Here is a 20,444-nt window from a genome sequence, read left to right on the forward strand (position 1 = left end):
TACAGCAAGACTGATCTTACTTGCGGTCTTCCAGCTTGGTGATGTCACGCGACTCGTAGCCGGTGTACAGCTGGCGCGGACGGCCGATCTTGTACGGGCTGGAGAGCATTTCTTTCCAGTGGGAGATCCAGCCGACGGTCCGCGCCAGGGCGAAGATTACGGTGAACATGCTGGTTGGAATGCCGATCGCCTTGAGGATGATCCCCGAGTAGAAGTCGACGTTCGGGTACAGCGAGCGTTCGATGAAGTACGGGTCGGTCAGGGCGATCTCTTCCAGGCGCATGGCCAGTTCGAGTTGCGGATCGTTCTGGATGCCCAGTTCCTTCAGTACTTCGTCGCAGGTCTGCTTCATGACCGTGGCACGTGGGTCGCGGTTTTTGTAAACGCGGTGACCGAAGCCCATCAGTTTGAACGGATCGTTCTTGTCCTTGGCCTTGGCGATGAACTTGTCGATGTTCGAAACATCGCCGATTTCATCGAGCATGGTCAGTACGGCTTCGTTTGCACCGCCGTGGGCAGGGCCCCACAGTGCAGCGATACCGGCGGCGATACAGGCGAACGGGTTGGCGCCCGAAGAGCCGGCCAGGCGGACGGTGGAGGTCGAAGCGTTCTGCTCGTGGTCGGCATGGAGGATAAAGATCCGGTCCATGGCCTTGGCGAGTACCGGGCTGATCGGTTTGATCTCGCACGGGGTGTTGAACATCATGTGCAGGAAGTTTTCCGCATACGACAAGTCGTTGCGTGGGTACATCATGGGTTGGCCCATGGAGTACTTGTAAACCATCGCGGCCAGGGTCGGCATCTTGGCAACCAGGCGGATCGCGGAGATTTCGCGATGCTGCGGGTTATTGATGTCCAGGGAGTCGTGGTAGAACGCCGAAAGGGCGCCGACTACGCCGCACATGACGGCCATCGGGTGGGCGTCGCGACGGAAGCCGTTGAAGAAGGTCTTCAGCTGCTCGTGAACCATGGTGTGGTTCTTCACGGTGCTGACGAACTGGGCCTTCTGTTCTGCGGTCGGCAGTTCGCCGTTGAGCAGCAGATAGCAGGTTTCCAGGTAGTCCGACTTTTCAGCCAACTGTTCGATCGGGTAGCCGCGGTGCAGCAGAATGCCGTTGTCGCCGTCGATATAGGTGATCTTCGACTCGCACGAGGCGGTCGACATGAAGCCTGGGTCAAAGGTGAAACGGCCCGTGGCCGTCAGGCCCCGAACATCGATAACATCGGGACCAACGGTGCCGGTTAAAATGGGCAGCTCGACGGGGGCTGCGCCCTCGATGATCAACTGCGCTTTTTTGTCAGCCATGTGGCCTCCTATTTATGCTTGAAATCATCAGACAGACCCCCCACGCAGGGCCCGCACCACTATAGTGAGATAAATTCGAATGTCAATTTGCCTAAAGTCTTGCTCCAGAAGGCTTTAACCGGACTTTTTTCTCGAAATTGGCTGCCATTTACGCCTTTTATGTCAGTTGCGCAATCAGCTGTTTGGGTTAGGTGTTTGCGTTGTCATTAGTAGCCTAACTGTCTATACTCGGCCACCGACCGCCAAGGGCTTTTGGGCTTGCTTTCATTGGGGGTCGCATCCCTGGGTGGTGGTTACCTGACCAGTGCACTCCCCAACAACTTTGCCCTGATTGTTAGGGGCTCTTCAGTGTGAAAAAAAAGCCGTGAAAAGCCAACGACCTGTAAACCTAGACCTAAGGACCATCAAACTCCCAGTCACTGCTTACACGTCCATCCTTCACCGTATTTCCGGTGTCATCCTCTTTGTGTGCCTTGCCATCATGCTTTATGCATTGGACAAGTCGCTGAGCTCCGAGGAAGGCTTCGGTCAGGTGAAAGCGTGTCTGACCAGTCCGCTAGCCAAGCTAGTGACATGGGGCATCCTGTCCGCTCTGCTGTATCACCTGGTAGCCGGTGTGCGCCATTTGATCATGGACATGGGCATCGGTGAGACGCTGGAAGGCGGCAAGCTGGGCTCGAAAATCGTTATCGCCGTTTCCGTGGTGGTAATCGTTCTGGCAGGAGTTTGGATATGGTAACTAACGTCACGAACCTGTCGCGTTCGGGCCTCTATGACTGGATGGCGCAACGCGTGTCTGCGGTCGTTCTCGCGGCTTACTTCATCTTCCTGATCGGATACATCGTGGCCAACCCTGGCCTCGACTACGCCCAGTGGCATGAACTGTTCGCCCACAACGGAATGCGTATTTTCAGCCTCCTGGCCCTCGTTGCCCTCGGCGCTCACGCCTGGGTCGGCATGTGGACCATCGCGACCGACTACCTGACGCCAATGGCGTTCGGCAAGTCCGCGACCGCTATACGTTTCCTTTTCCAGGCAGTCTGCGGCGTTGCGATGTTCGCTTACTTCGTCTGGGGCGTGCAGATTCTCTGGGGTATCTGAGTCATGGCTAACATTCCAACGATTTCTTTCGACGCCATCATTATTGGTGGTGGCGGTGCCGGCATGCGCGCAGCGCTGCAACTGGCACAGGGCGGTCACAAGACTGCCGTGATCACCAAGGTTTTCCCGACCCGTTCGCACACTGTATCCGCTCAAGGCGGCATCACCTGCGCAATCGCGTCCGCTGACCCGAACGATGACTGGCGCTGGCACATGTACGATACCGTCAAGGGTTCCGACTATATCGGTGACCAGGACGCTATCGAATACATGTGTCAGGAAGGCCCGGCTGCCGTTTACGAGCTGGACCACATGGGTATGCCATTCTCGCGTACCGAGCAAGGTCGTATCTACCAGCGTCCATTCGGCGGTCAGTCCAAGGACTACGGTAAAGGCGGCCAGGCTGCGCGTACTTGCGCTGCTTCCGACCGTACCGGTCACGCACTGCTGCACACCCTTTATCAGGGCAATCTGAAAGCCGGTACTGTGTTCCTGAACGAGTACTACGCTGTCGATCTGGTGAAGAACGGCGAAGGCGAATTCGTCGGCGTGATCGCCATCTGCATCGAAACCGGTGAAACCACCTACATCCGCGCGAAGGCCACCGTGCTGGCGACCGGCGGTGCAGGTCGTATCTACGCTTCGACCACCAACGCCCTGATCAACACCGGTGACGGCGTTGGCATGGCGCTGCGTGCTGGCGTACCGGTACAAGACATTGAGATGTGGCAGTTCCACCCGACCGGTATCGCCGGCGCCGGTGTACTGGTTACCGAAGGTTGCCGTGGTGAAGGTGGATACCTGATCAACAAGCACGGCGAGCGTTTCATGGAGCGTTATGCTCCGAACGCCAAAGACCTTGCCGGTCGTGACGTTGTTGCCCGTTCGATGGTTAAAGAGATCATCGCTGGCAACGGTTGCGGCCCGAATGGCGACCACGTAATGCTCAAACTCGACCACTTGGGCGAGGAAGTGCTGCACAGCCGTCTGCCAGGCATCTGCGAACTGTCGAAGACTTTCGCACACGTTGACCCTGTTGTCGCTCCAGTACCGGTTGTTCCGACCTGCCACTACATGATGGGCGGCGTTGCCACCAACATTCATGGCCAGGCGATCACTCAGGACGCTGACGGCGTTGATGCCATCATCCCTGGCCTGTTCGCAGTGGGTGAAGTGGCTTGCGTATCGGTTCACGGTGCCAACCGTCTGGGCGGCAACTCGCTGCTCGACCTGGTGGTATTCGGCCGCGCTGCCGGCCTGCACCTGGAAAAAGCACTGACCGACGGTATCGAGTACGACGACGCCACCGACGCCGACATCAATGCGGCCCTGGCTCGCCTGTCCGCTCTGAATGAGCGTACCGAAGGTGAAGACGTCGCTACCCTGCGTCGCGAGCTGCAAAACTGCATGCAGAACTACTTCGGTGTATTCCGTACCGGTGAATACATGCAGAAGGGTATCGCCCAGCTGGCTGACCTGCGCAAACGTATCGCCAACGTGAAGATCAACGATAAGTCGCAGGCGTTCAACACTGCACGTATCGAAGCGCTGGAACTGCAAAACCTGCTGGAAGTGGCCGAAGCTACTGCCATCGCCGCCGAAGTGCGTAAAGAGTCCCGCGGTGCCCACGCCCGTGAAGACTTCGAAGATCGTGACGACGAAAACTGGCTGTGCCACACCCTGTACTTCCCGGGTGACAAGCGCGTAACCAAGCGTGCCGTGAACTTCTCGCCGAAGACTGTTCCGACTTTTGAACCTAAGATTCGGACTTATTAAGGGTGGCAGCCATGTTGCAAGTCAGCGTTTATCGTTACAACCCTGATCAGGACGCCGCGCCGTTCATGCAGGAATTCCAGGTCGATACCGGCGGTAAAGACCTGATGGTGCTGGACGTGCTGGCCCTGATCAAAGAGCAGGACGAAGGTTTCTCCTATCGTCGCTCTTGCCGTGAAGGTGTTTGCGGTTCCGACGGCATGAACATCAACGGCAAAAACGGCCTGGCGTGCGTCACGCCGCTGTCTGCCGTCGTAAAAGGTAACAAGTTGATCGTTCGTCCTCTGCCAGGTTTGCCGGTTATCCGTGACCTGGTCGTCGATATGAGCATCTTCTACAAGCAATACGAAAAGGTTAAGCCATACCTGCAGAACGACACGCCGGCCCCGGCCATCGAGCGTCTGCAGTCCCCTGAAGAGCGTGAAAAGCTCGACGGTCTGTACGAGTGCATCCTGTGCGCTTGCTGCTCGACCTCTTGCCCGTCCTTCTGGTGGAACCCGGACAAGTTCCTGGGTCCAGCTGCCCTGCTGCAAGCGTACCGCTTCCTGGCAGACAGCCGTGACACCAAGACGTCCGAGCGTCTGGCTTCGCTGGATGACCCGTTCAGCGTATTCCGCTGCCGCGGGATCATGAACTGCGTCAACGTATGTCCGAAAGGCCTGAACCCGACTAAGGCCATCGGTCACATCCGTAACATGTTGCTTTCTAGCGGCGTGTGATTCAGCTGCTGTACCCGCTGTACCCGTAGATGCTACGGCGCAGGCTTCAACCGGCGCCGTAGTTTTAACCTGAGCAGCAGCTTAAAAGGCTGCGGCTCTTATTTTGAAGAAATGAGACAAGCAGGGGCATCCGGGCTGGTACCCGGACTATCAGTGTGATCCTAGTGGCTTGTTTTGGTCGCTGCATTCGGACTTCTGCAAGTTTGCTCGGTGTCGACACCGATGGTGTTCCCCTAACCGAGGGTGACCAAGCATGCAAGAAAGCGTGATGCAGCGCATGTGGAACAGTGCCTACCTATCCGGTAGTAACGCTGCCTATGTGGAAGAGCTTTACGAGCTCTACCTGCACGACCCTAACGCTGTGCCAGAAGAGTGGCGCACCTACTTCCAGAAGTTGCCTGCTGACGGCAACTCTGCCACCGATGTTTCGCACTCCACAATTCGCGATCATTTCGTCTTGCTGGCAAAGAACCAGCGCCGCGCCCAACCGGTTTCCGCCGGCAGCGTGAGCAGTGAGCACGAGAAGAAGCAAGTTGAAGTGCTGCGATTGATCCAGGCCTACCGTATGCGTGGCCACCAGGCAGCCCAGCTTGACCCGCTGGGACTGTGGCAGCGTCCTGCACCTGCAGACCTGTCGATCAATCATTACGGCTTGACCAATGCCGATCTTGATACGACCTTCCGTGCCGGCGACCTGTTCATCGGCAAAGAGGAAGCGAGCCTACGCGAAATTCACGAAGCGTTGCAGCAGACATATTGCCGCACCATCGGCGCTGAATTCACGCATATCACCGATTCCGAGCAGCGCCAGTGGTTCCAACAGCGTCTGGAAAGCGTGCGTGGCCGTCCGACGTATTCCGCCGACATCAAGAGCCACCTGCTTGAGCGCGTGACCGCCGGTGAAGGTCTGGAAAAGTACCTGGGTACCAAATACCCGGGCACCAAGCGTTTCGGTCTGGAAGGCGGCGAGAGCCTGATTCCGATGCTCGACGAGCTGATCCAGCGTTCCGGTTCCTACGGCACCAAGGAAATCGTCATCGGCATGGCCCACCGTGGCCGTCTGAACGTGCTGGTCAACACCTTCGGCAAGAACCCGCGCGAGCTGTTCGACGAGTTCGAAGGCAAGAAGAAGGTCGAGCTGGGCTCCGGTGACGTTAAATACCACCAGGGCTTCTCGTCCAACGTGATGACCACCGGCGGTGAAGTTCACCTGGCCATGGCGTTCAACCCGTCCCACCTGGAAATCGTTTCCCCGGTGGTCGAGGGTTCGGTTCGCGCCCGTCAGGACCGTCGTAACGATCCTACCGGTGAGAAGGTTCTGCCGATCTCCATCCACGGTGACGCTGCGTTCGCAGGTCAGGGCGTGGTCATGGAAACCTTCCAGATGTCGCAGACCCGCGGTTTCAAGACCGGCGGTACCGTGCACATCGTGATCAACAACCAGGTCGGTTTCACCATCAGCAACCCGCTGGACTCGCGCTCCACCGAGTACGCGACCGACGTTGCGAAAATGATCCAGGCGCCGATCCTCCATGTGAATGGTGATGATCCGGAAGCCGTATTGTTCGTGACCCAGCTGGCCATCGACTACCGCATGCAGTTCAAGCGTGACGTGGTGATCGACCTGGTCTGCTACCGTCGTCGCGGCCACAACGAGGCCGACGAGCCAAGCGGCACCCAGCCGATCATGTATCAGCAGATCACCAAGCAGCGCACCACCCGTGAGCTGTACGCTGATCGTCTGACCCAGGGTGGTGTTCTTGACGCAGAGCGTGTTCAGGCGAAAGTCGACGAATACCGCAACGCGCTGGACAACGGTCTGCACGTGGTAAAAAGCCTGGTCAAAGAGCCGAACAAAGAGCTGTTCGTGGATTGGCGTCCGTATCTGGGCCACGCCTGGACCGCCCGTCACGACACGCGTTTCGATCTGAAGACCCTGCAAGAGCTATCCGCCAAGCTGCTGGAAATTCCGGAAGGCTTCGTGGTGCAGCGCCAGGTTGCGAAGATCTACGAAGACCGTCAGAAGATGCAAGCTGGCGGCCTGCCGATCAACTGGGGTTACGCCGAAACCATGGCCTACGCGACCCTGGCGTTCGAAGGTCACCCGATTCGCATGACCGGTCAGGACATCGGCCGCGGTACGTTCTCGCACCGTCACGCTGTGCTGCACAACCAGAAAGACGCGGGCACCTACATCCCGCTGCAGAACCTGTACGACGGTCAGCCGCGTTTCGACCTGTACGACTCGTTCCTGTCGGAAGAAGCGGTACTGGCATTCGAATACGGTTACTCGACCACCACGCCGGATGCGCTGGTGATCTGGGAAGCCCAGTTCGGCGACTTCGCCAACGGTGCACAGGTTGTAATCGACCAGTTCATCACCAGCGGCGAGCACAAGTGGGGCCGTCTGTGCGGTCTGACCATGTTGCTGCCACACGGTTACGAAGGTCAGGGTCCTGAGCACAGCTCGGCACGTCTTGAGCGTTACCTGCAACTGTGCGCCGAGCACAACATTCAGGTAGCCGTACCGACCACGCCAGCACAGATCTACCACTTGCTGCGTCGTCAGGTGATTCGTCCGCTACGCAAGCCGTTGATCGTGCTGACGCCGAAGTCGCTGCTGCGCCACAAGCTGGCCATCTCGACGCTGGAAGATCTGGCCGAAGGTTCGTTCCAGACCGTGATCCCGGAAATCGATGCTCTGGACCCGAAAAAGGTCGAGCGCGTGGTTCTGTGTAGCGGCAAGGTCTACTACGACCTGCTGGAAAAACGCCGTGCCGAAGGCCGTGAAGATATCGCCATCGTGCGTATCGAGCAGCTGTATCCATTCCCTGAGGACGACTTGAAAGAAGTCCTGGCTCCTTACACCAACGCCAAAGCTGCCGTTTGGTGTCAGGAAGAGCCGATGAACCAGGGTGCCTGGTACTGCAGCCAACACCACTTGCGTCGCAGCATCAGCAACCTCAACAAGTCTCTCGTACTCGAGTACGCGGGCCGTGAGGCTTCTGCTGCACCTGCATGTGGATACGCATCGATGCACGCCGAACAGCAGGAAAAACTGCTGCAAGACGCCTTTACTGTTTAACGCCTTCGCGCACCTGAAACCGAATTTAAGGAACCACAGACAATGGCTATCGAGATCAAAGCCCCCACTTTCCCGGAATCGGTTGCCGATGGCACCGTTGCCACCTGGCACAAGCAACCGGGCGATGCGGTCAAGCGCGACGAACTGATCGTCGACATCGAAACCGACAAAGTCGTGCTGGAAGTGCTGGCTACCGCTGACGGCGTGCTGGGCGCTATCGTCAAGAACGAAGGCGAAACCGTTCTGTCCGACGAAGTCCTGGGCTCCATCGTTGAAGGCGGCGCTGCTGCCGCTGCTCCAGCCGCTGCTGCTCCGGCCGCTGCACAAGCTGCCGCCCCGGCCGCTGAAGGCGAAGACGATCCTGTTGCTGCTCCTGCTGCCCGCAAGCTGGCTGAAGAAAACGGCATCAACATCGCTTCCGTTGCCGGCACCGGCAAAGGCGGTCGTGTGACCAAGGAAGACGTGGTTGCAGCTGTTGCTGCCAAGAAAGCCGCTCCGGCTGCCGCGCCTGCCAAGGCTGCTGCTCCTTCGGCTGCCGCTCCTGTGTTCGCCGCTGGCGACCGCATCGAGAAGCGTGTTCCGATGACCCGCGTGCGTGCCACCGTGGCCAAGCGTCTGGTTGAAGCTCAATCGAACATGGCGATGCTGACCACTTTCAACGAAGTCGACATGACCGAAGTCATGGCGCTGCGTTCGAAGTACAAGGACCTGTTCGAGAAGTCCCACAACGGTGTGCGCCTGGGCTTCATGTCCTTCTTCGTGAAAGCGGCCACCGAAGCGCTGAAACGCTTCCCGGCAGTCAACGCCTCGATCGACGGCGGCGACATCGTTTACCACGGCTACGCTGACGTCGGCGTTGCAGTTTCCAGCGATCGCGGCCTGGTTGTTCCGGTTCTGCGTAACGCCGAACTGATGAGCCTGGCTGAAATCGAAGGCGGCATCGCCACCTTCGGCAAGAAAGCCCGCGACGGCAAACTGTCGATGGACGAAATGACCGGCGGCACTTTCACCATCACCAACGGTGGTACTTTCGGTTCGATGATGTCGACCCCGATTGTCAACCCGCCACAAGCAGCCATCCTGGGCATGCACAACATCATCCAGCGTCCTATGGCCATCAACGGTCAGGTCGTTATCCGTCCGATGATGTACCTGGCACTGTCCTACGATCACCGTCTGATCGATGGCAAAGAAGCTGTGACCTTCCTGGTGACCATCAAGAACCTGCTGGAAGATCCGGCTCGTCTGTTGCTGGATATCTGATAGAAGCAGCCGTGAGCTGCAAGCTCGAGCTGTCGGAAAACCCGCAGCCTGGCTTGCCGCTCGCGGCTTGAAGCTTTTCGCTAAAGAGGATTTTTTGAATGTCGCAGAAATTTGACGTAGTAGTGATCGGCGCGGGCCCTGGCGGTTACGTGGCTGCCATCAAGGCCGCTCAGCTGGGCCTCAGCACTGCCTGCATCGAGAAGTACACCGACAAGGAAGGCAAACTGGCTCTGGGCGGTACTTGCCTGAACGTCGGCTGCATTCCATCCAAGGCGCTGCTGGACAGCTCCTGGAAGTACAAGGAAGCCAAAGAAGGCTTCGCGATCCACGGTATCAACCACGCTGGCGTGACCATGGACGTGCCAGCAATGGTTGGCCGCAAGGCCACCATCGTCAAAGGCCTGACCTCTGGCGTTGCGACCCTGTTCAAAGCCAACGGTGTGACTTCCATTGAGGGTCACGGCAAGCTGCTGGCCGGCAAGCAAGTTGAAGTCACCAAGCCAGACGGCTCGGTAGAAATCATCCAGGCCGAGAACGTCATCCTGGCGCCAGGTTCGCGTCCGATCGACATTCCACCGGCTCCGGTCGACCAGAATGTGATCGTCGATTCGACTGGCGCACTGGAGTTCCAGACCGTACCTAAGCGTCTGGGCGTGATCGGCGCTGGCGTGATCGGTCTGGAACTGGGTTCGGTCTGGTCGCGTCTGGGTGCAGAAGTGACTGTACTGGAAGCCCTGGACACCTTCCTGATGGCCGCTGACGCAGCTGTTTCCAAGGAAGCGCTGAAAACCCTGACCAAACAGGGTCTGGACATCAAGCTGGGCGCTCGCGTGACCGGTTCCAAAGTGAACGGCGACGAAGTCGTGGTGAACTACACCGATGCCAACGGCGAACAGAACATCACTTTCGACAAGCTGATCGTAGCCGTTGGTCGCCGTCCGGTGACCACTGATCTGTTGGCTGCCGACTGCGGCGTGACCCTGGACGAGCGCGGTTTCGTGCACGTTGATGATCACTGCGCCACCACCGTGCCGGGCGTCTACGCCATCGGCGACGTGGTTCGCGGCATGATGCTGGCACACAAGGCCTCGGAAGAGGGCATTATGGTTGTCGAGCGCATCAAGGGCCACAAGGCCCAGATGAACTATGATTTGATCCCTTCGGTTATTTATACTCACCCGGAAATCGCGTGGGTTGGTAAAACCGAGCAGGCCTTGAAAGCTGAAGGCGTTGAAGTTAACGTCGGCACCTTCCCGTTCGCAGCCTCCGGCCGTGCCATGGCTGCCAACGACACCGGTGGTTTCGTCAAGGTCATCGCAGATGCCAAGACAGACCGCGTACTGGGCGTCCACGTGATTGGCCCAAGCGCTGCCGAACTGGTTCAGCAGGGCGCGATCGGTATGGAATTCGGCACCAGCGCTGAAGACCTGGGCATGATGGTTTTCTCCCATCCGACCCTGTCTGAAGCCTTGCACGAAGCTGCTCTGGCAGTGAATGGCGGCGCCATTCACATCGCCAACCGCAAGAAGCGTTAAGACATAATAAGAAACCACGGCGGTTTGGCCCGTCGTGAGCCTTGCATGCAAGACTCACCGCGGAATATCCGCTGGACGCAGTCTTGCATAGCTGCACCGGGTATCCGGAAAAGCTATGCAAGCAGCAGTCACAGGTGGTGCGGCACTTGAATGAGTGCAGCACCGAATGCGCAGTACCTAACGAAGACGGTAATAAGCATGAATCTTCACGAGTATCAGGGTAAGCAGCTGTTCGCTGAGTACGGCCTGCCAGTTTCCACCGGTTACGCGGTAGACACCCCGGAAGCAGCAGCAGAAGCTTGCGACAAAATCGGCGGCAGCGAGTGGGTTGTCAAAGCCCAGGTCCACGCCGGTGGTCGCGGTAAAGCGGGCGGCGTAAAGCTGGTTCGCAGCAAAGAAGACGCCAAAGCCTTCGCACAGCAGTGGCTGGGCAAGCGTCTGGTGACTTACCAGACTGACGCCAATGGTCAGCCAGTCACCAAGATCCTGGTTGAATCGTGCACTGATATCGCTAAAGAGCTGTACCTGGGCGCTGTCGTTGACCGTTCGAGCCGTCGCATCGTGTTCATGGCTTCCACCGAAGGTGGCGTGGACATCGAGAAAATCGCTCACGACACTCCAGAAAAAATTCTGAAAGCCACTATCGATCCACTGGTTGGCGCTCAGCCATTTCAGGGTCGCGAGCTGGCATTCCAGCTGGGTCTGGAAGGCAAGCAAGTTGCTCAGTTCGCCAAGATCTTCGTAGGTCTGGCCAAGCTGTTCAAGGATCACGACCTGGCCCTGCTGGAAGTGAACCCGCTGGTGATCAAGGCTGACGGCGATCTGCACTGCCTGGACGCCAAGATCAACATCGACGCCAACGCCATGTACCGTCAGCCTAAGCTGAAGACTTTCCACGATCCGTCGCAAGACGATCCGCGCGAAGCGCACGCTGCCAAGTTCGAACTGAACTACGTAGCGCTGGAAGGCAACATCGGTTGCATGGTCAACGGTGCTGGCCTGGCCATGGGTACCATGGACATCGTCAACCTGCATGGCGGCAAGCCAGCCAACTTCCTCGACGTGGGCGGCGGTGCTACCAAGGAACGCGTTACCGAAGCGTTCAAGATCATCCTGTCCGACACTAACGTCGCTGCAGTACTGGTCAACATCTTCGGCGGCATCGTTCGTTGCGACATGATTGCCGAAGGCATCATCGGTGCAGTGAAAGAAGTCGGCGTGAAAATCCCGGTTGTTGTTCGCCTTGAAGGCAACAACGCTGAGCTGGGCGCTAAAGTACTGGCAGAAAGCGGTTTGAACATCATCGCTGCTACCAGCCTGACCGACGCTGCTCAACAAGTTGTCAAAGCTGCGGAGGGCAAATAATGAGCGTCCTGATCAATAAAGACACCAAAGTTATCTGCCAGGGCATTACCGGTTCGCAAGGTAGTTTCCACACCCAGCAAGCCATTGAGTACGGCACCAAGATGGTTGGTGGTGTAACTCCGGGCAAAGGCGGCACCGAACACCTGGGCCTGCCAGTGTTCAACACCGTTAAAGACGCAGTAGCTGCCACTGGCGCTACCGCCAGCGTGATCTACGTTCCGGCTCCTTTCTGCAAAGACTCGATCCTGGAAGCGGCTTTCGGCGGCATCAAGCTGATCGTCTGCATCACCGAAGGCATTCCTACCCTGGACATGCTGGACGCTAAAGTTAAGTGCGACGAGCTGGGTGTTACCCTGATCGGCCCTAACTGCCCAGGCGTGATCACCCCAGGCGAATGCAAGATCGGCATCATGCCAGGTCACATTCACTTGCCAGGCAAGGTCGGTATCGTTTCCCGTTCCGGCACCCTGACCTACGAAGCTGTTAAGCAGACTACTGACGCCGGTTTCGGTCAGTCGACTTGCGTCGGCATCGGTGGTGACCCGATCCCGGGTTCGAACTTCATCGACATCCTGAAGCTGTTCCAGGAAGACCCGAAGACCGAAGCGATCGTAATGATCGGTGAGATCGGCGGTTCGGCTGAAGAAGAAGCGGCTGCCTACATCAAGGCACACGTGACCAAGCCAGTTGTTTCCTACATCGCTGGTGTGACTGCTCCTCCGGGCAAGCGCATGGGCCATGCTGGCGCAATCATCTCTGGCGGCAAAGGCACTGCAGACGAGAAATTCGCTGCTCTGCAAGACGCAGGCGTCAAAACCGTGCGTTCGCTGGCAGACATCGGCAAGGCCTTGGCCGAGCTGACTGGTTGGGCTGTCAAGTAAGCCTCGCGCTTAGCTGACGCTTCACCAAACAAAGGCCACCTTCGGGTGGCCTTTGTCGTTTCCGGGATTTGTGTTGACCGTGCGGACGCCATCACGAGCAAGCTCGCTCCCACAGGGATTTGTAGTGCACATTCGATTTGATTCACACCGCAAAAACTTTGAGAGCGAGCTTGCTCGCGATGACGGAGTTACAGGCACCAACCATTTACATGCATAAACGCGACACGAAAATGTCGTAGATCGGAATGTTCGCCCTCTAACAGTGCGTTTATAGGCCAAATTCGTTAGGATACGCGCCATTTTTGCGTCCGCCGCCCACAAGGCAGCAACGCGCTAAACGGGTCAGTCCCATACGGACTGACAGCATTTCCCTCACCCATAGGGAAGTCCCTCTCTAAATTCCGATTCAGTAGTGTGGTATTTCCTTAATGAAAGTGTTGAAAGGCCAGGACATCCTGGCACTTGGTTTTATGACGTTTGCCCTGTTCGTTGGGGCTGGCAACATCATCTTCCCGCCTATCGTCGGTTTGCAGTCCGGGCCTAATGTCTGGATGGCGGCGCTGGGTTTCCTGGTCACCGCGGTCGGTCTGCCGGTGATCACCGTTGTAGCCCTGGCCAAGGTCGGTGGTGCAATGGATGCATTGAGCAGCCCGATCGGTAAAGTGGCAGGCGGCCTGTTGGCGGCAGCGTGCTATCTGGCCGTGGGGCCGCTATTCGCGACGCCGCGTACCGCGACGGTTTCGTTCGAAGTGGGCCTGGCGCCACTGACCGGTGAGAGCCCGCTGGCGCTGTTCCTGTACAGCTCGGTTTACTTCCTGCTGGTGTTCTTCATCTCGCTGTATCCGGGCCGTTTGCTGGATACCGTAGGGCGCTTCCTCGCTCCGCTGAAGATCATTGCCCTGGCCGTGCTGGGTATCGCCGCATTCGCCTTGCCGGCCGGTGACATTGGTCATGCAACCCCTGAGTACGTGGCTGCACCGTTTTCCCAGGGCTTCATCAACGGTTACCTGACCATGGATACCCTGGGCGCCCTGGTGTTCGGTATCGTCATCGTCAACGCCATCCGTTCCCGCGGCGTCGAGTCGCCAGCCCTGATCACTCGCTATGCGATCATCGCTGGCCTGATCGCCGGCGTGGGCCTGGCACTGGTGTATGTCAGCCTGTTCCGCCTCGGTTCGGGCAGCCATGAAGTGGCCGCTGGCGCTACCAATGGCGCGGCGGTATTGCACGCTTACGTGCAGCATACCTTCGGTTCGTTGGGCAGCGGTTTCCTGGCTGTGCTGATTTCGCTGGCGTGCCTGGTGACCGCGGTCGGCCTGACCTGTGCCTGCGCCGAGTACTTCAGCCGGGTGCTGCCACTGTCCTACAAGACGCTGGTGATCATCCTCGCGGCATTTTCCCTGGTGGTGTCCAACCTGGGCCTGACCAAGCTGATTGCGTTCTCGATCCCGGTACTGACCGCGATCTACCCGCCGTGCATCGCCTTGGTGGCCCTGAGCTTCTGCAAGGACTTCTGGCATGAGCAAGGTCGCATCGTCGGTCCAGTGATGCTGGTGTCGTTCATCTTCGGTCTGATCGACGCCCTGAAGGGGGCCGGTCTGGCGGACTGGATGCCGACGCAACTGGCACACCTGCCGCTGAGCGAGCAGGGTCTGGCCTGGTTGGTGCCGTCGGTGATGACGCTGGTGGTTGCCGTTGTCTGCGATCGTATGCTGGGCAAGCGCGAAGAAGCGCTGGCTTAAGCTTTACCGGTCCGTCACAAGCGGGCCTGTGAACAAAACAGAAATGCCCCGTATCAATCGATACGGGGCATTTTTTTATGGGGTGATGCGGTGTCTTTTCTTCTGCGCTAACGTCGAAAGACTGCGCAACCCCCTTGTAGGAGCGAGCTTGCTCGCGAAGGACGCGAATCATGGCACGTATTTTCTGGATAAACGCGTTGCTCTCAGGTTCTTCGCGAGCAAGCTCGCTCCTACAGGGGGACGGTGTTCCACCACTCCATCACAAGGACCTGCATGTCGTTCATCCACGCCAACCTGATCCACATTCTTGCCGCTATCTGGTTCGTCATCTGCTGGGGCGGGTACACCCGCTATGCCACCTGGAAAGGCCGTGACACTGCGTGCCTGGCCAGTGTGCTGCACCTGTATCGCGAGGACTGGATGCGCCGCATGCTGTTGCGCGACAACCGTATCGCCGATGCCAGCGTGATTGGTAACCTGGAGCGCAATGCTTCGTTCTTTGCCTCCAGTACATTGATTATCCTGGCCGGTATTCTCACGGTGCTGGGGGCTTCGGAGCGGGCGGTATCGTTGCTGGCGGATATCCCGATGGTGCAACAGGCGTCCCAAGGCATGTCGGAAATCAAGTTGCTGTGCCTGGCGCTGGTGTTTGTCTATGCGTTCTTCACATTCAGTTGGTGCATGCGCCAGTACAACTTTGCGGCGGTACTGGTGGGTTCGGCGCCAATGGTCGGTGAGCGTCTTGTGTCCGAGCAAGAGCGTAAAGCCTTTGCTGCCCGCGCAGCCCGTGTCATCTCCATGGCCGCCAACCAGTTCAACTTCGGGCTGCGTTCCTACTACTTCGGCATGACCATGCTGGCCTGGTTTGTCAGCCCATGGTTATTCATGTTGATGAGTGCTGGCGTGGTGTTTGTGTTGTACCGCCGCGAGTTTCATTCCGACGTTCTCGACGTGATGGTCTATACCCCTACAGAGGCGCCATTGCCGGAGTCGATCAAAGAGGCTGCTTGATGAGTATTCCATTCTGGTGCGTGTTTATCAGTGCGGTGTTGATTTACCTGGCGCGCATGCCCGTGACCACCGCCATGAAAGAGCTGGGCGGCTACGATAACCACTTGCCGCGCCAACAGCAGACGCAACTCACGGGCCTGGGGGCCCGGGCTCTGGCGGCGCATCAGAATAGTTTCGAAGCATTCATATTGTTTGCGGTGGGTGTGTTGATGGCGCATACCACGCAGACGGCCGGTTGGCTCATCGATTTGCTCGCGATCATCTTTGTGATCTCGCGGATCATTTATCTGGCGTGTTACTGGAAAGACCTGACCTGGCAACGCAGCCTGGTTTGGCTGGTGGGATTTATCTGTTCGATGTTGCTGATGATTAGTCCGACTTTTAGAACGATTTTGCTCTAACCGTTTTTTAAGGACAAAAGAAAACCCGCACTTGGCGGGTTTTCTTTTGCCACGCTAAAAACCGTATTAGTTCTTAGGTGCTTCCGGAGCGGCTGGAGCGGCCGGAGCAGCCTCTTTTGCCGCTTCCGCGTTCGATTCAGCCTGATCTTTGGCAGCTTCGGCGTTTTCTTTCGCGGCGTCGTTCACTTTATCCTGAGCTTTGCTCATGTCTTGCTGAGCTTGCTCAGCATGTTTGGCAGCATCTTGAGCTTTGTCCTCGGATTTTTTATCGCAGGCAGCGAGACCGAGGGAAGCGGTCAACATCAAGGCAATAGCTAAAGTCTTACGCATGGGGTATTTCTCCTGATGAAAAGCATCTACTGGCCTTAAGAACCCACGCATCAGGGTTAAGTTCCTTAATTCTTTCAGATATATAAGTTTTATTCTAATGCGGAACTTTTACCCGATCCGCCAACGCGCTGTATGGGTATAAACAAGAGTGTTTATCAAATGGCTGAAAACCCCATTTTTGAGCGTGCGATGCGCTTTCTGTCGGCGCTGCGACATTGTCAGGTACTTGGACTAAGCGTTCACAGCGCCAGCAGCGAAGGGCTGACGATTGTGCTGCCGTACAGCCCGCAGATCGTCGGCAATCCCGAAACCGGCGTGATTCATGGTGGAGCCCTGACCTCGTTGATGGACACGGCCTGTGGCATGGCGACCCTCTGCGTACTCCCGGAGTTCGAAGTCTGCCCGACCCTCGACCTGCGCATCGACTACATGCACGCCGCCGAGCCACATAAGGATGTCTACGGCTTTGCCCAGTGCTATCGGGTCACCACCGACGTGATTTTTGCCCGTGGCTTCGCCTATCAGGACGACCCCGGGCAACCCATTGCCCATGTCATGGGCACTTTCATGCGCATGGGCAAGGGCATCAAAGGCACCAAGGGCTTTGGTGGCGTGGTAGCCGGAGGGGCGCAATGAGCGAGTCTTTGAAGGACCAACTGCAAAAGGCCCACGAGCAGGGCGATTACGCCTCGCTGCTGGATTTGATTCCCTATGCGCGGCTGATCGGCGTCGAATGTTCACGGGTGGGCGATGAGTTGCTGTTCAAGCTGCCAGCGAACAAGGACAACATTGGTAACCCTTTGTTACCGGCCATTCATGGCGGTGTGATCGCCGGTTTCATGGAATTGGCCGCCGCGATGCACCTGTTGGTGTTTACCGGGTCGCCCGGGGTGCCGAAGATTATCGACTTCTCTCTGGACTACCTGCGTGCCGGGCAGTTTCGCGATACCTGGGCCCGATGCCAGGTCTGGCGCCAGGGTCGCCGGGTCGCCAACGTGGCAATTACCGCCTGGCAAAGCACCGAAGCCGAGCCCATTGCCACTGCCCGTGCCCATTTCAAACTCGAAGAGCCCTTGAAATCCAGAACTCAGCCCCAAACTCAGATGACAACCCGCCGCCGACCGCTCAAGGTCACGGCCAATGCCATCTGATTGGAGTTTGATGACCATGAGTGTGGAAACTCAAAAGGAAACCCTGGGCTTCCAGACCGAGGTGAAGCAACTGCTGCACCTCATGATCCATTCGCTGTATTCCAACAAGGAAATTTTCCTTCGCGAATTGATCTCGAACGCCTCTGACGCTGTCGACAAATTACGTTTCGAAGCCCTGGCCAAGCCAGAGTTGCTGGAAGGTGGCGCCGAACTGAAAATCCGCGTGAGCTTCGACAAGGACGCTAAAACCGTCACCCTCGAAGACAACGGTATCGGCATGAGCCGCGAAGACGCGATCACCCACCTGGGTACCATCGCCAAGTCCGGCACCGCCGATTTCATGAAGCACCTGACCGGCGACCAGAAGAAAGACTCGCACCTGATCGGCCAGTTCGGTGTCGGTTTCTACTCCGCATTCATCGTCGCTGACAAAGTCGACGTTTATAGCCGTCGTGCTGGCGCCTCTGCCAGCGAAGGCGTGCACTGGTCGTCCAAGGGCGAAGGTGATTTCGAAGTTGCGACCATCGACAAGGCCGAACGCGGCACTCGCATCGTCCTGCACCTGAAATCCGGCGAAGACGAATTTGCCGATGGCTGGCGCCTGCGCAACATCATCAAGAAGTACTCCGACCACATCGCCTTGCCGATCGAGCTGCCGAAAGAAGTGGCAGCCGCTGAAGGCGAAGAGAAGCCGGCTGTTGAATGGGAAACCGTCAACCGCGCCAGCGCTCTGTGGACCCGTCCGCGTACCGAGATCAAGGACGAGGAATACCAGGAGTTCTACAAACACATCGCTCACGATTTCGAAAACCCGCTGAGCTGGAGCCACAACAAGGTCGAAGGCAAGCTGGAATACAGCTCGCTGCTGTACGTGCCGACCCGAGCTCCGTTCGATCTGTACCAGCGTGAAGCGCCCAAAGGCCTGAAGCTGTACGTGCAGCGTGTGTTCGTCATGGATCAGGCTGAGTCCTTCCTGCCTCTGTACCTGCGCTTCATCAAAGGCGTGGTCGACTCCAATGACCTGTCGCTGAACGTGTCGCGGGAAATCCTGCAGAAAGACCCGATCATCGATTCCATGAAGTCGGCGCTGACCAAGCGCGTTCTGGACATGCTGGAAAAACTGGCGAAGAACGAGCCTGAGCAATACAAGGGCTTCTGGAAAAACTTCGGTCAGGTCATGAAAGAAGGCCCGGCAGAAGATTTCGCCAACAAGGAAAAAATCGCCGGTCTGCTGCGTTTCGCATCGACCAACGGCGACGATGGCGAGCAGATCGTCGGCCTGGCCGAGTACCTGGCGCGCGTCAAGGAAGGTCAGGACAAGATCTACTACCTGACCGGAGAAACCTACGCACAAGTCAAAAACAGCCCGCACCTGGAAGTCTTCCGCAAGAAAGGCATCGAAGTGTTGCTGTTGACCGATCGCATCGACGAGTGGCTGATGAGCTATCTCAGCGACTTCGACGGCAAGAGCTTCGTTGACGTGGCGCGCGGTGACCTGGACCTGGGCAACCTGGACTCCGAAGAGGACAAGAAAGCCGCGGAAGAAGTCGCCAAGGCCAAAGAAGGTTTGGTTGAGCGTCTGAAGGCCGCGCTGGGCGAATCCGTTGCGGAAGTTCGGGTCTCCCATCGTCTGACCGATTCGCCAGCAATCCTGGCCATCGGCGAGCAGGACCTGGGTTTGCAGATGCGCCAGATTCTGGAAGCCAGCGGTCAGAAGGTTCCGGACTCGAAGCCGATCTTCGAGTTCAACCCGGCTCACCCGCTGATCGAGAAACTCGACAACGAGCAGAGCGACGAGCGCTTCGGCGACCTGTCGCACATCCTCTTCGATCAGGCGGCCCTGGCGGCCGGCGACAGCTTGAAAGACCCGGCGGCCTATGTGCGCCGTCTGAACAAGCTATTGGTTGAGCTATCGGCTTAACTGCGTTGCAAGAAAACCCGCTTCGGCGGGTTTTTTCATTCTGGTGTTCAACAATCAGGAGTCAGAAATGAGCCAAATCACTGTACGTTCCGTCGCCTATCAGATTGACGGCCAGGCTTACGAAAGCCGTCTGGCCTTCGATGCCGACCATAAAGGTCCGCGCCCGGGTTTGTTGATGGCGCCGAACTGGATGGGCGTCAGCGCCGGTGCCGAGGAGATCGCCAAGTCTGTGGCAGCCAAGGGCTATGTGGTACTGATCGCAGACCTTTATGGTCAATCGGTTCGTCCGACGAACAATGATGAGGCGGGCGCGGCGATGATGCCGTTGAAGAATGACCGTGCGTTGCTGCGCAAGCGCATGCAAGTGGCGTTCGAGCAGTTGCAGAGTCAAGGCGAGGCGGCAGTCGATACATCGAAGCTGGCGACCTACGGTTTCTGCTTCGGCGGTTGCTGCGCTCTGGAGTTTGCCCGTACCGGCGCGCCAGTGAAGGCTGCGGTGTCGTTCCACGGTACGCTGGACACGCCGAACCCGGCTGATGCGAAAAACATCAAGGGTAAGGTACTGGTACTGCACGGCGCCTCCGATCCATTGGTGCCGAAGGAACAGTTGCCAGCGTTCGAGGATGAAATGAATACGGCCGGTGTCGACTGGCAGTTGCTGAGCTACGGCGGTGCGTTCCACTCGTTCACCGACCCGCACGCCAACGTGCCGGGCATGATGATGTATGACGCGAAGATTGCCACTCGGGCGTTCACGTCGATGCACAATCTGCTGGATGAAGTGTTCAAGGGTTGATAACAAACCTGTAGGAGCCGGCTTGCCGGCGATGGCGTTCTCGGGGCCGCCATCGCTGGCAAGC

The 20,444-nt window shown here is 57.8% G+C and carries 17 protein-coding genes and 1 pseudogene; 16 read left to right on the plus strand and 2 right to left on the minus strand.

Translation table 11 applies throughout. The features are described from left to right. Window positions 1-16: 16 nt before the first annotated feature. Window positions 17-1,306 carry a citrate synthase gene (gltA, locus tag B0D71_RS10940; protein WP_007977501.1) on the minus strand — a complete coding sequence of 430 codons (1,290 nt, stop codon included), beginning with the start codon at window positions 1,304-1,306 and terminating at the stop codon, window positions 17-19. Between the two features lie 364 nt (window positions 1,307-1,670). Between gltA and sdhC the strand changes: the two genes are divergently transcribed. The 12 genes from sdhC (at window position 1,671) to B0D71_RS11005 (ending at window position 16,182) form a co-directional block, all read left to right on the plus strand. Beyond that, window positions 1,671-2,045, plus strand: a complete 375-nt coding sequence (gene sdhC / locus B0D71_RS10945) for a succinate dehydrogenase, cytochrome b556 subunit (protein ID WP_032829628.1) — start codon at window positions 1,671-1,673, stop codon at window positions 2,043-2,045. Further along, complete coding sequence (gene sdhD, locus B0D71_RS10950) at window positions 2,039-2,407, plus strand: succinate dehydrogenase, hydrophobic membrane anchor protein (protein ID WP_056721678.1); 369 nt, start codon at window positions 2,039-2,041, stop codon at window positions 2,405-2,407. The genes sdhC and sdhD overlap by 7 nt, the downstream gene beginning before the upstream one ends. 3 nt (window positions 2,408-2,410) lie before the next feature. Then, window positions 2,411-4,183: a succinate dehydrogenase flavoprotein subunit gene (gene sdhA / locus B0D71_RS10955; RefSeq protein ID WP_103394790.1), complete on the plus strand. Its 1,773-nt coding sequence runs from the start codon at window positions 2,411-2,413 to the stop codon at window positions 4,181-4,183. An 11-nt stretch (window positions 4,184-4,194) separates the two neighbouring features. Further along, entirely contained in the window at window positions 4,195-4,899 is a 705-nt protein-coding gene (locus B0D71_RS10960) for a succinate dehydrogenase iron-sulfur subunit (protein WP_008063297.1), read from the plus strand. Window positions 4,900-5,152: 253 nt separating this feature from the next. Beyond that, on the plus strand, window positions 5,153-7,984 hold the full coding sequence (locus B0D71_RS10965) for a 2-oxoglutarate dehydrogenase E1 component (RefSeq protein ID WP_103394791.1): 2,832 nt from the start codon (window positions 5,153-5,155) through the stop codon (window positions 7,982-7,984). Window positions 7,985-8,026: 42 nt separating this feature from the next. Next, a complete protein-coding gene (odhB, locus tag B0D71_RS10970; protein WP_103394792.1) occupies window positions 8,027-9,247 on the plus strand; it encodes a 2-oxoglutarate dehydrogenase complex dihydrolipoyllysine-residue succinyltransferase in 1,221 nt (406 codons plus the stop codon). A 98-nt stretch (window positions 9,248-9,345) separates the two neighbouring features. Further along, entirely contained in the window at window positions 9,346-10,782 is a 1,437-nt protein-coding gene (lpdA, locus tag B0D71_RS10975) for a dihydrolipoyl dehydrogenase (protein ID WP_103394793.1), read from the plus strand. Window positions 10,783-10,980: 198 nt separating this feature from the next. Beyond that, window positions 10,981-12,147, plus strand: coding sequence for an ADP-forming succinate--CoA ligase subunit beta (gene sucC, locus B0D71_RS10980; RefSeq protein ID WP_007919879.1), 1,167 nt, complete (start codon window positions 10,981-10,983; stop codon window positions 12,145-12,147). Beyond that, window positions 12,147-13,028: a succinate--CoA ligase subunit alpha gene (sucD, locus tag B0D71_RS10985; RefSeq protein WP_003223019.1), complete on the plus strand. Its 882-nt coding sequence runs from the start codon at window positions 12,147-12,149 to the stop codon at window positions 13,026-13,028. The genes sucC and sucD overlap by 1 nt, the downstream gene beginning before the upstream one ends. A 428-nt stretch (window positions 13,029-13,456) precedes the next feature. Beyond that, on the plus strand, window positions 13,457-14,770 hold the full coding sequence (brnQ, locus tag B0D71_RS10990) for a branched-chain amino acid transport system II carrier protein (RefSeq protein ID WP_103394794.1): 1,314 nt from the start codon (window positions 13,457-13,459) through the stop codon (window positions 14,768-14,770). A gap of 273 nt (window positions 14,771-15,043) precedes the next feature. After that, the gene (locus B0D71_RS11000; RefSeq protein WP_103394796.1) at window positions 15,044-15,781 is read left to right on the plus strand and encodes a DUF599 domain-containing protein; all 738 of its coding nucleotides are present in this window, start codon (window positions 15,044-15,046) and stop codon (window positions 15,779-15,781) included. Beyond that, window positions 15,781-16,182, plus strand: a complete 402-nt coding sequence (locus B0D71_RS11005; RefSeq protein WP_103394797.1) for an MAPEG family protein — start codon at window positions 15,781-15,783, stop codon at window positions 16,180-16,182. Before B0D71_RS11000 ends, B0D71_RS11005 begins: the two co-directional genes overlap by 1 nt. A 66-nt stretch (window positions 16,183-16,248) precedes the next feature. On the opposite strand, the gene B0D71_RS11010 is transcribed toward B0D71_RS11005, so the two are convergent. Beyond that, entirely contained in the window at window positions 16,249-16,512 is a 264-nt protein-coding gene (locus B0D71_RS11010) for a hypothetical protein (protein WP_102669791.1), read from the minus strand. 159 nt (window positions 16,513-16,671) lie between these two features. Between B0D71_RS11010 and B0D71_RS11015 the strand changes: the two genes are divergently transcribed. From B0D71_RS11015 to B0D71_RS11030, 4 genes and pseudogenes are all read left to right on the plus strand, one after another. After that, a complete protein-coding gene (locus B0D71_RS11015; protein WP_103394798.1) occupies window positions 16,672-17,148 on the plus strand; it encodes a PaaI family thioesterase in 477 nt (158 codons plus the stop codon). Further along, window positions 17,145-17,594: pseudogene (locus B0D71_RS11020) on the plus strand (PaaI family thioesterase); the annotation flags it as partial. The gene B0D71_RS11015 and the pseudogene B0D71_RS11020, both read left to right, overlap by 4 nt. Window positions 17,595-17,679: 85 nt before the next feature. Next, on the plus strand, window positions 17,680-19,584 hold the full coding sequence (htpG, locus tag B0D71_RS11025; RefSeq protein WP_103395258.1) for a molecular chaperone HtpG: 1,905 nt from the start codon (window positions 17,680-17,682) through the stop codon (window positions 19,582-19,584). 67 nt (window positions 19,585-19,651) lie between these two features. Continuing rightward, window positions 19,652-20,380: a dienelactone hydrolase family protein gene (locus tag B0D71_RS11030; RefSeq protein ID WP_103394799.1), complete on the plus strand. Its 729-nt coding sequence runs from the start codon at window positions 19,652-19,654 to the stop codon at window positions 20,378-20,380. The last annotated feature ends 64 nt before the right edge of the window (window positions 20,381-20,444 follow it).

Origin of the sequence: Pseudomonas laurylsulfativorans (assembly GCF_002906155.1) — a bacterium.
Lineage (GTDB): Bacteria > Pseudomonadota > Gammaproteobacteria > Pseudomonadales > Pseudomonadaceae > Aquipseudomonas > Aquipseudomonas laurylsulfativorans.

What these genes read in the sequence shown, in the direction of transcription:
- brnQ (WP_103394794.1), top strand. Translation starts at nt 13,457, where the DNA reads ATGAAAGTGTTGAAAGGCCAGGACATCCTGGCACTTGGTTTTATGACG.
- sucC (WP_007919879.1), top strand. Translation starts at nt 10,981, where the DNA reads ATGAATCTTCACGAGTATCAGGGTAAGCAGCTGTTCGCTGAGTACGGC.
- lpdA (WP_103394793.1), top strand. Translation starts at nt 9,346, where the DNA reads ATGTCGCAGAAATTTGACGTAGTAGTGATCGGCGCGGGCCCTGGCGGT.
- B0D71_RS10960 (WP_008063297.1), top strand. Translation starts at nt 4,195, where the DNA reads ATGTTGCAAGTCAGCGTTTATCGTTACAACCCTGATCAGGACGCCGCG.
- B0D71_RS11000 (WP_103394796.1), top strand. Translation starts at nt 15,044, where the DNA reads ATGTCGTTCATCCACGCCAACCTGATCCACATTCTTGCCGCTATCTGG.
- B0D71_RS11030 (WP_103394799.1), top strand. Translation starts at nt 19,652, where the DNA reads ATGAGCCAAATCACTGTACGTTCCGTCGCCTATCAGATTGACGGCCAG.
- B0D71_RS10965 (WP_103394791.1), top strand. Translation starts at nt 5,153, where the DNA reads ATGCAAGAAAGCGTGATGCAGCGCATGTGGAACAGTGCCTACCTATCC.
- gltA (WP_007977501.1), bottom strand. Translation starts at nt 1,306, where the DNA reads ATGGCTGACAAAAAAGCGCAGTTGATCATCGAGGGCGCAGCCCCCGTC.
- odhB (WP_103394792.1), top strand. Translation starts at nt 8,027, where the DNA reads ATGGCTATCGAGATCAAAGCCCCCACTTTCCCGGAATCGGTTGCCGAT.
- sucD (WP_003223019.1), top strand. Translation starts at nt 12,147, where the DNA reads ATGAGCGTCCTGATCAATAAAGACACCAAAGTTATCTGCCAGGGCATT.
- sdhD (WP_056721678.1), top strand. Translation starts at nt 2,039, where the DNA reads ATGGTAACTAACGTCACGAACCTGTCGCGTTCGGGCCTCTATGACTGG.
- sdhA (WP_103394790.1), top strand. Translation starts at nt 2,411, where the DNA reads ATGGCTAACATTCCAACGATTTCTTTCGACGCCATCATTATTGGTGGT.
- B0D71_RS11015 (WP_103394798.1), top strand. Translation starts at nt 16,672, where the DNA reads ATGGCTGAAAACCCCATTTTTGAGCGTGCGATGCGCTTTCTGTCGGCG.
- htpG (WP_103395258.1), top strand. Translation starts at nt 17,680, where the DNA reads ATGAGTGTGGAAACTCAAAAGGAAACCCTGGGCTTCCAGACCGAGGTG.
- B0D71_RS11010 (WP_102669791.1), bottom strand. Translation starts at nt 16,512, where the DNA reads ATGCGTAAGACTTTAGCTATTGCCTTGATGTTGACCGCTTCCCTCGGT.
- B0D71_RS11005 (WP_103394797.1), top strand. Translation starts at nt 15,781, where the DNA reads ATGAGTATTCCATTCTGGTGCGTGTTTATCAGTGCGGTGTTGATTTAC.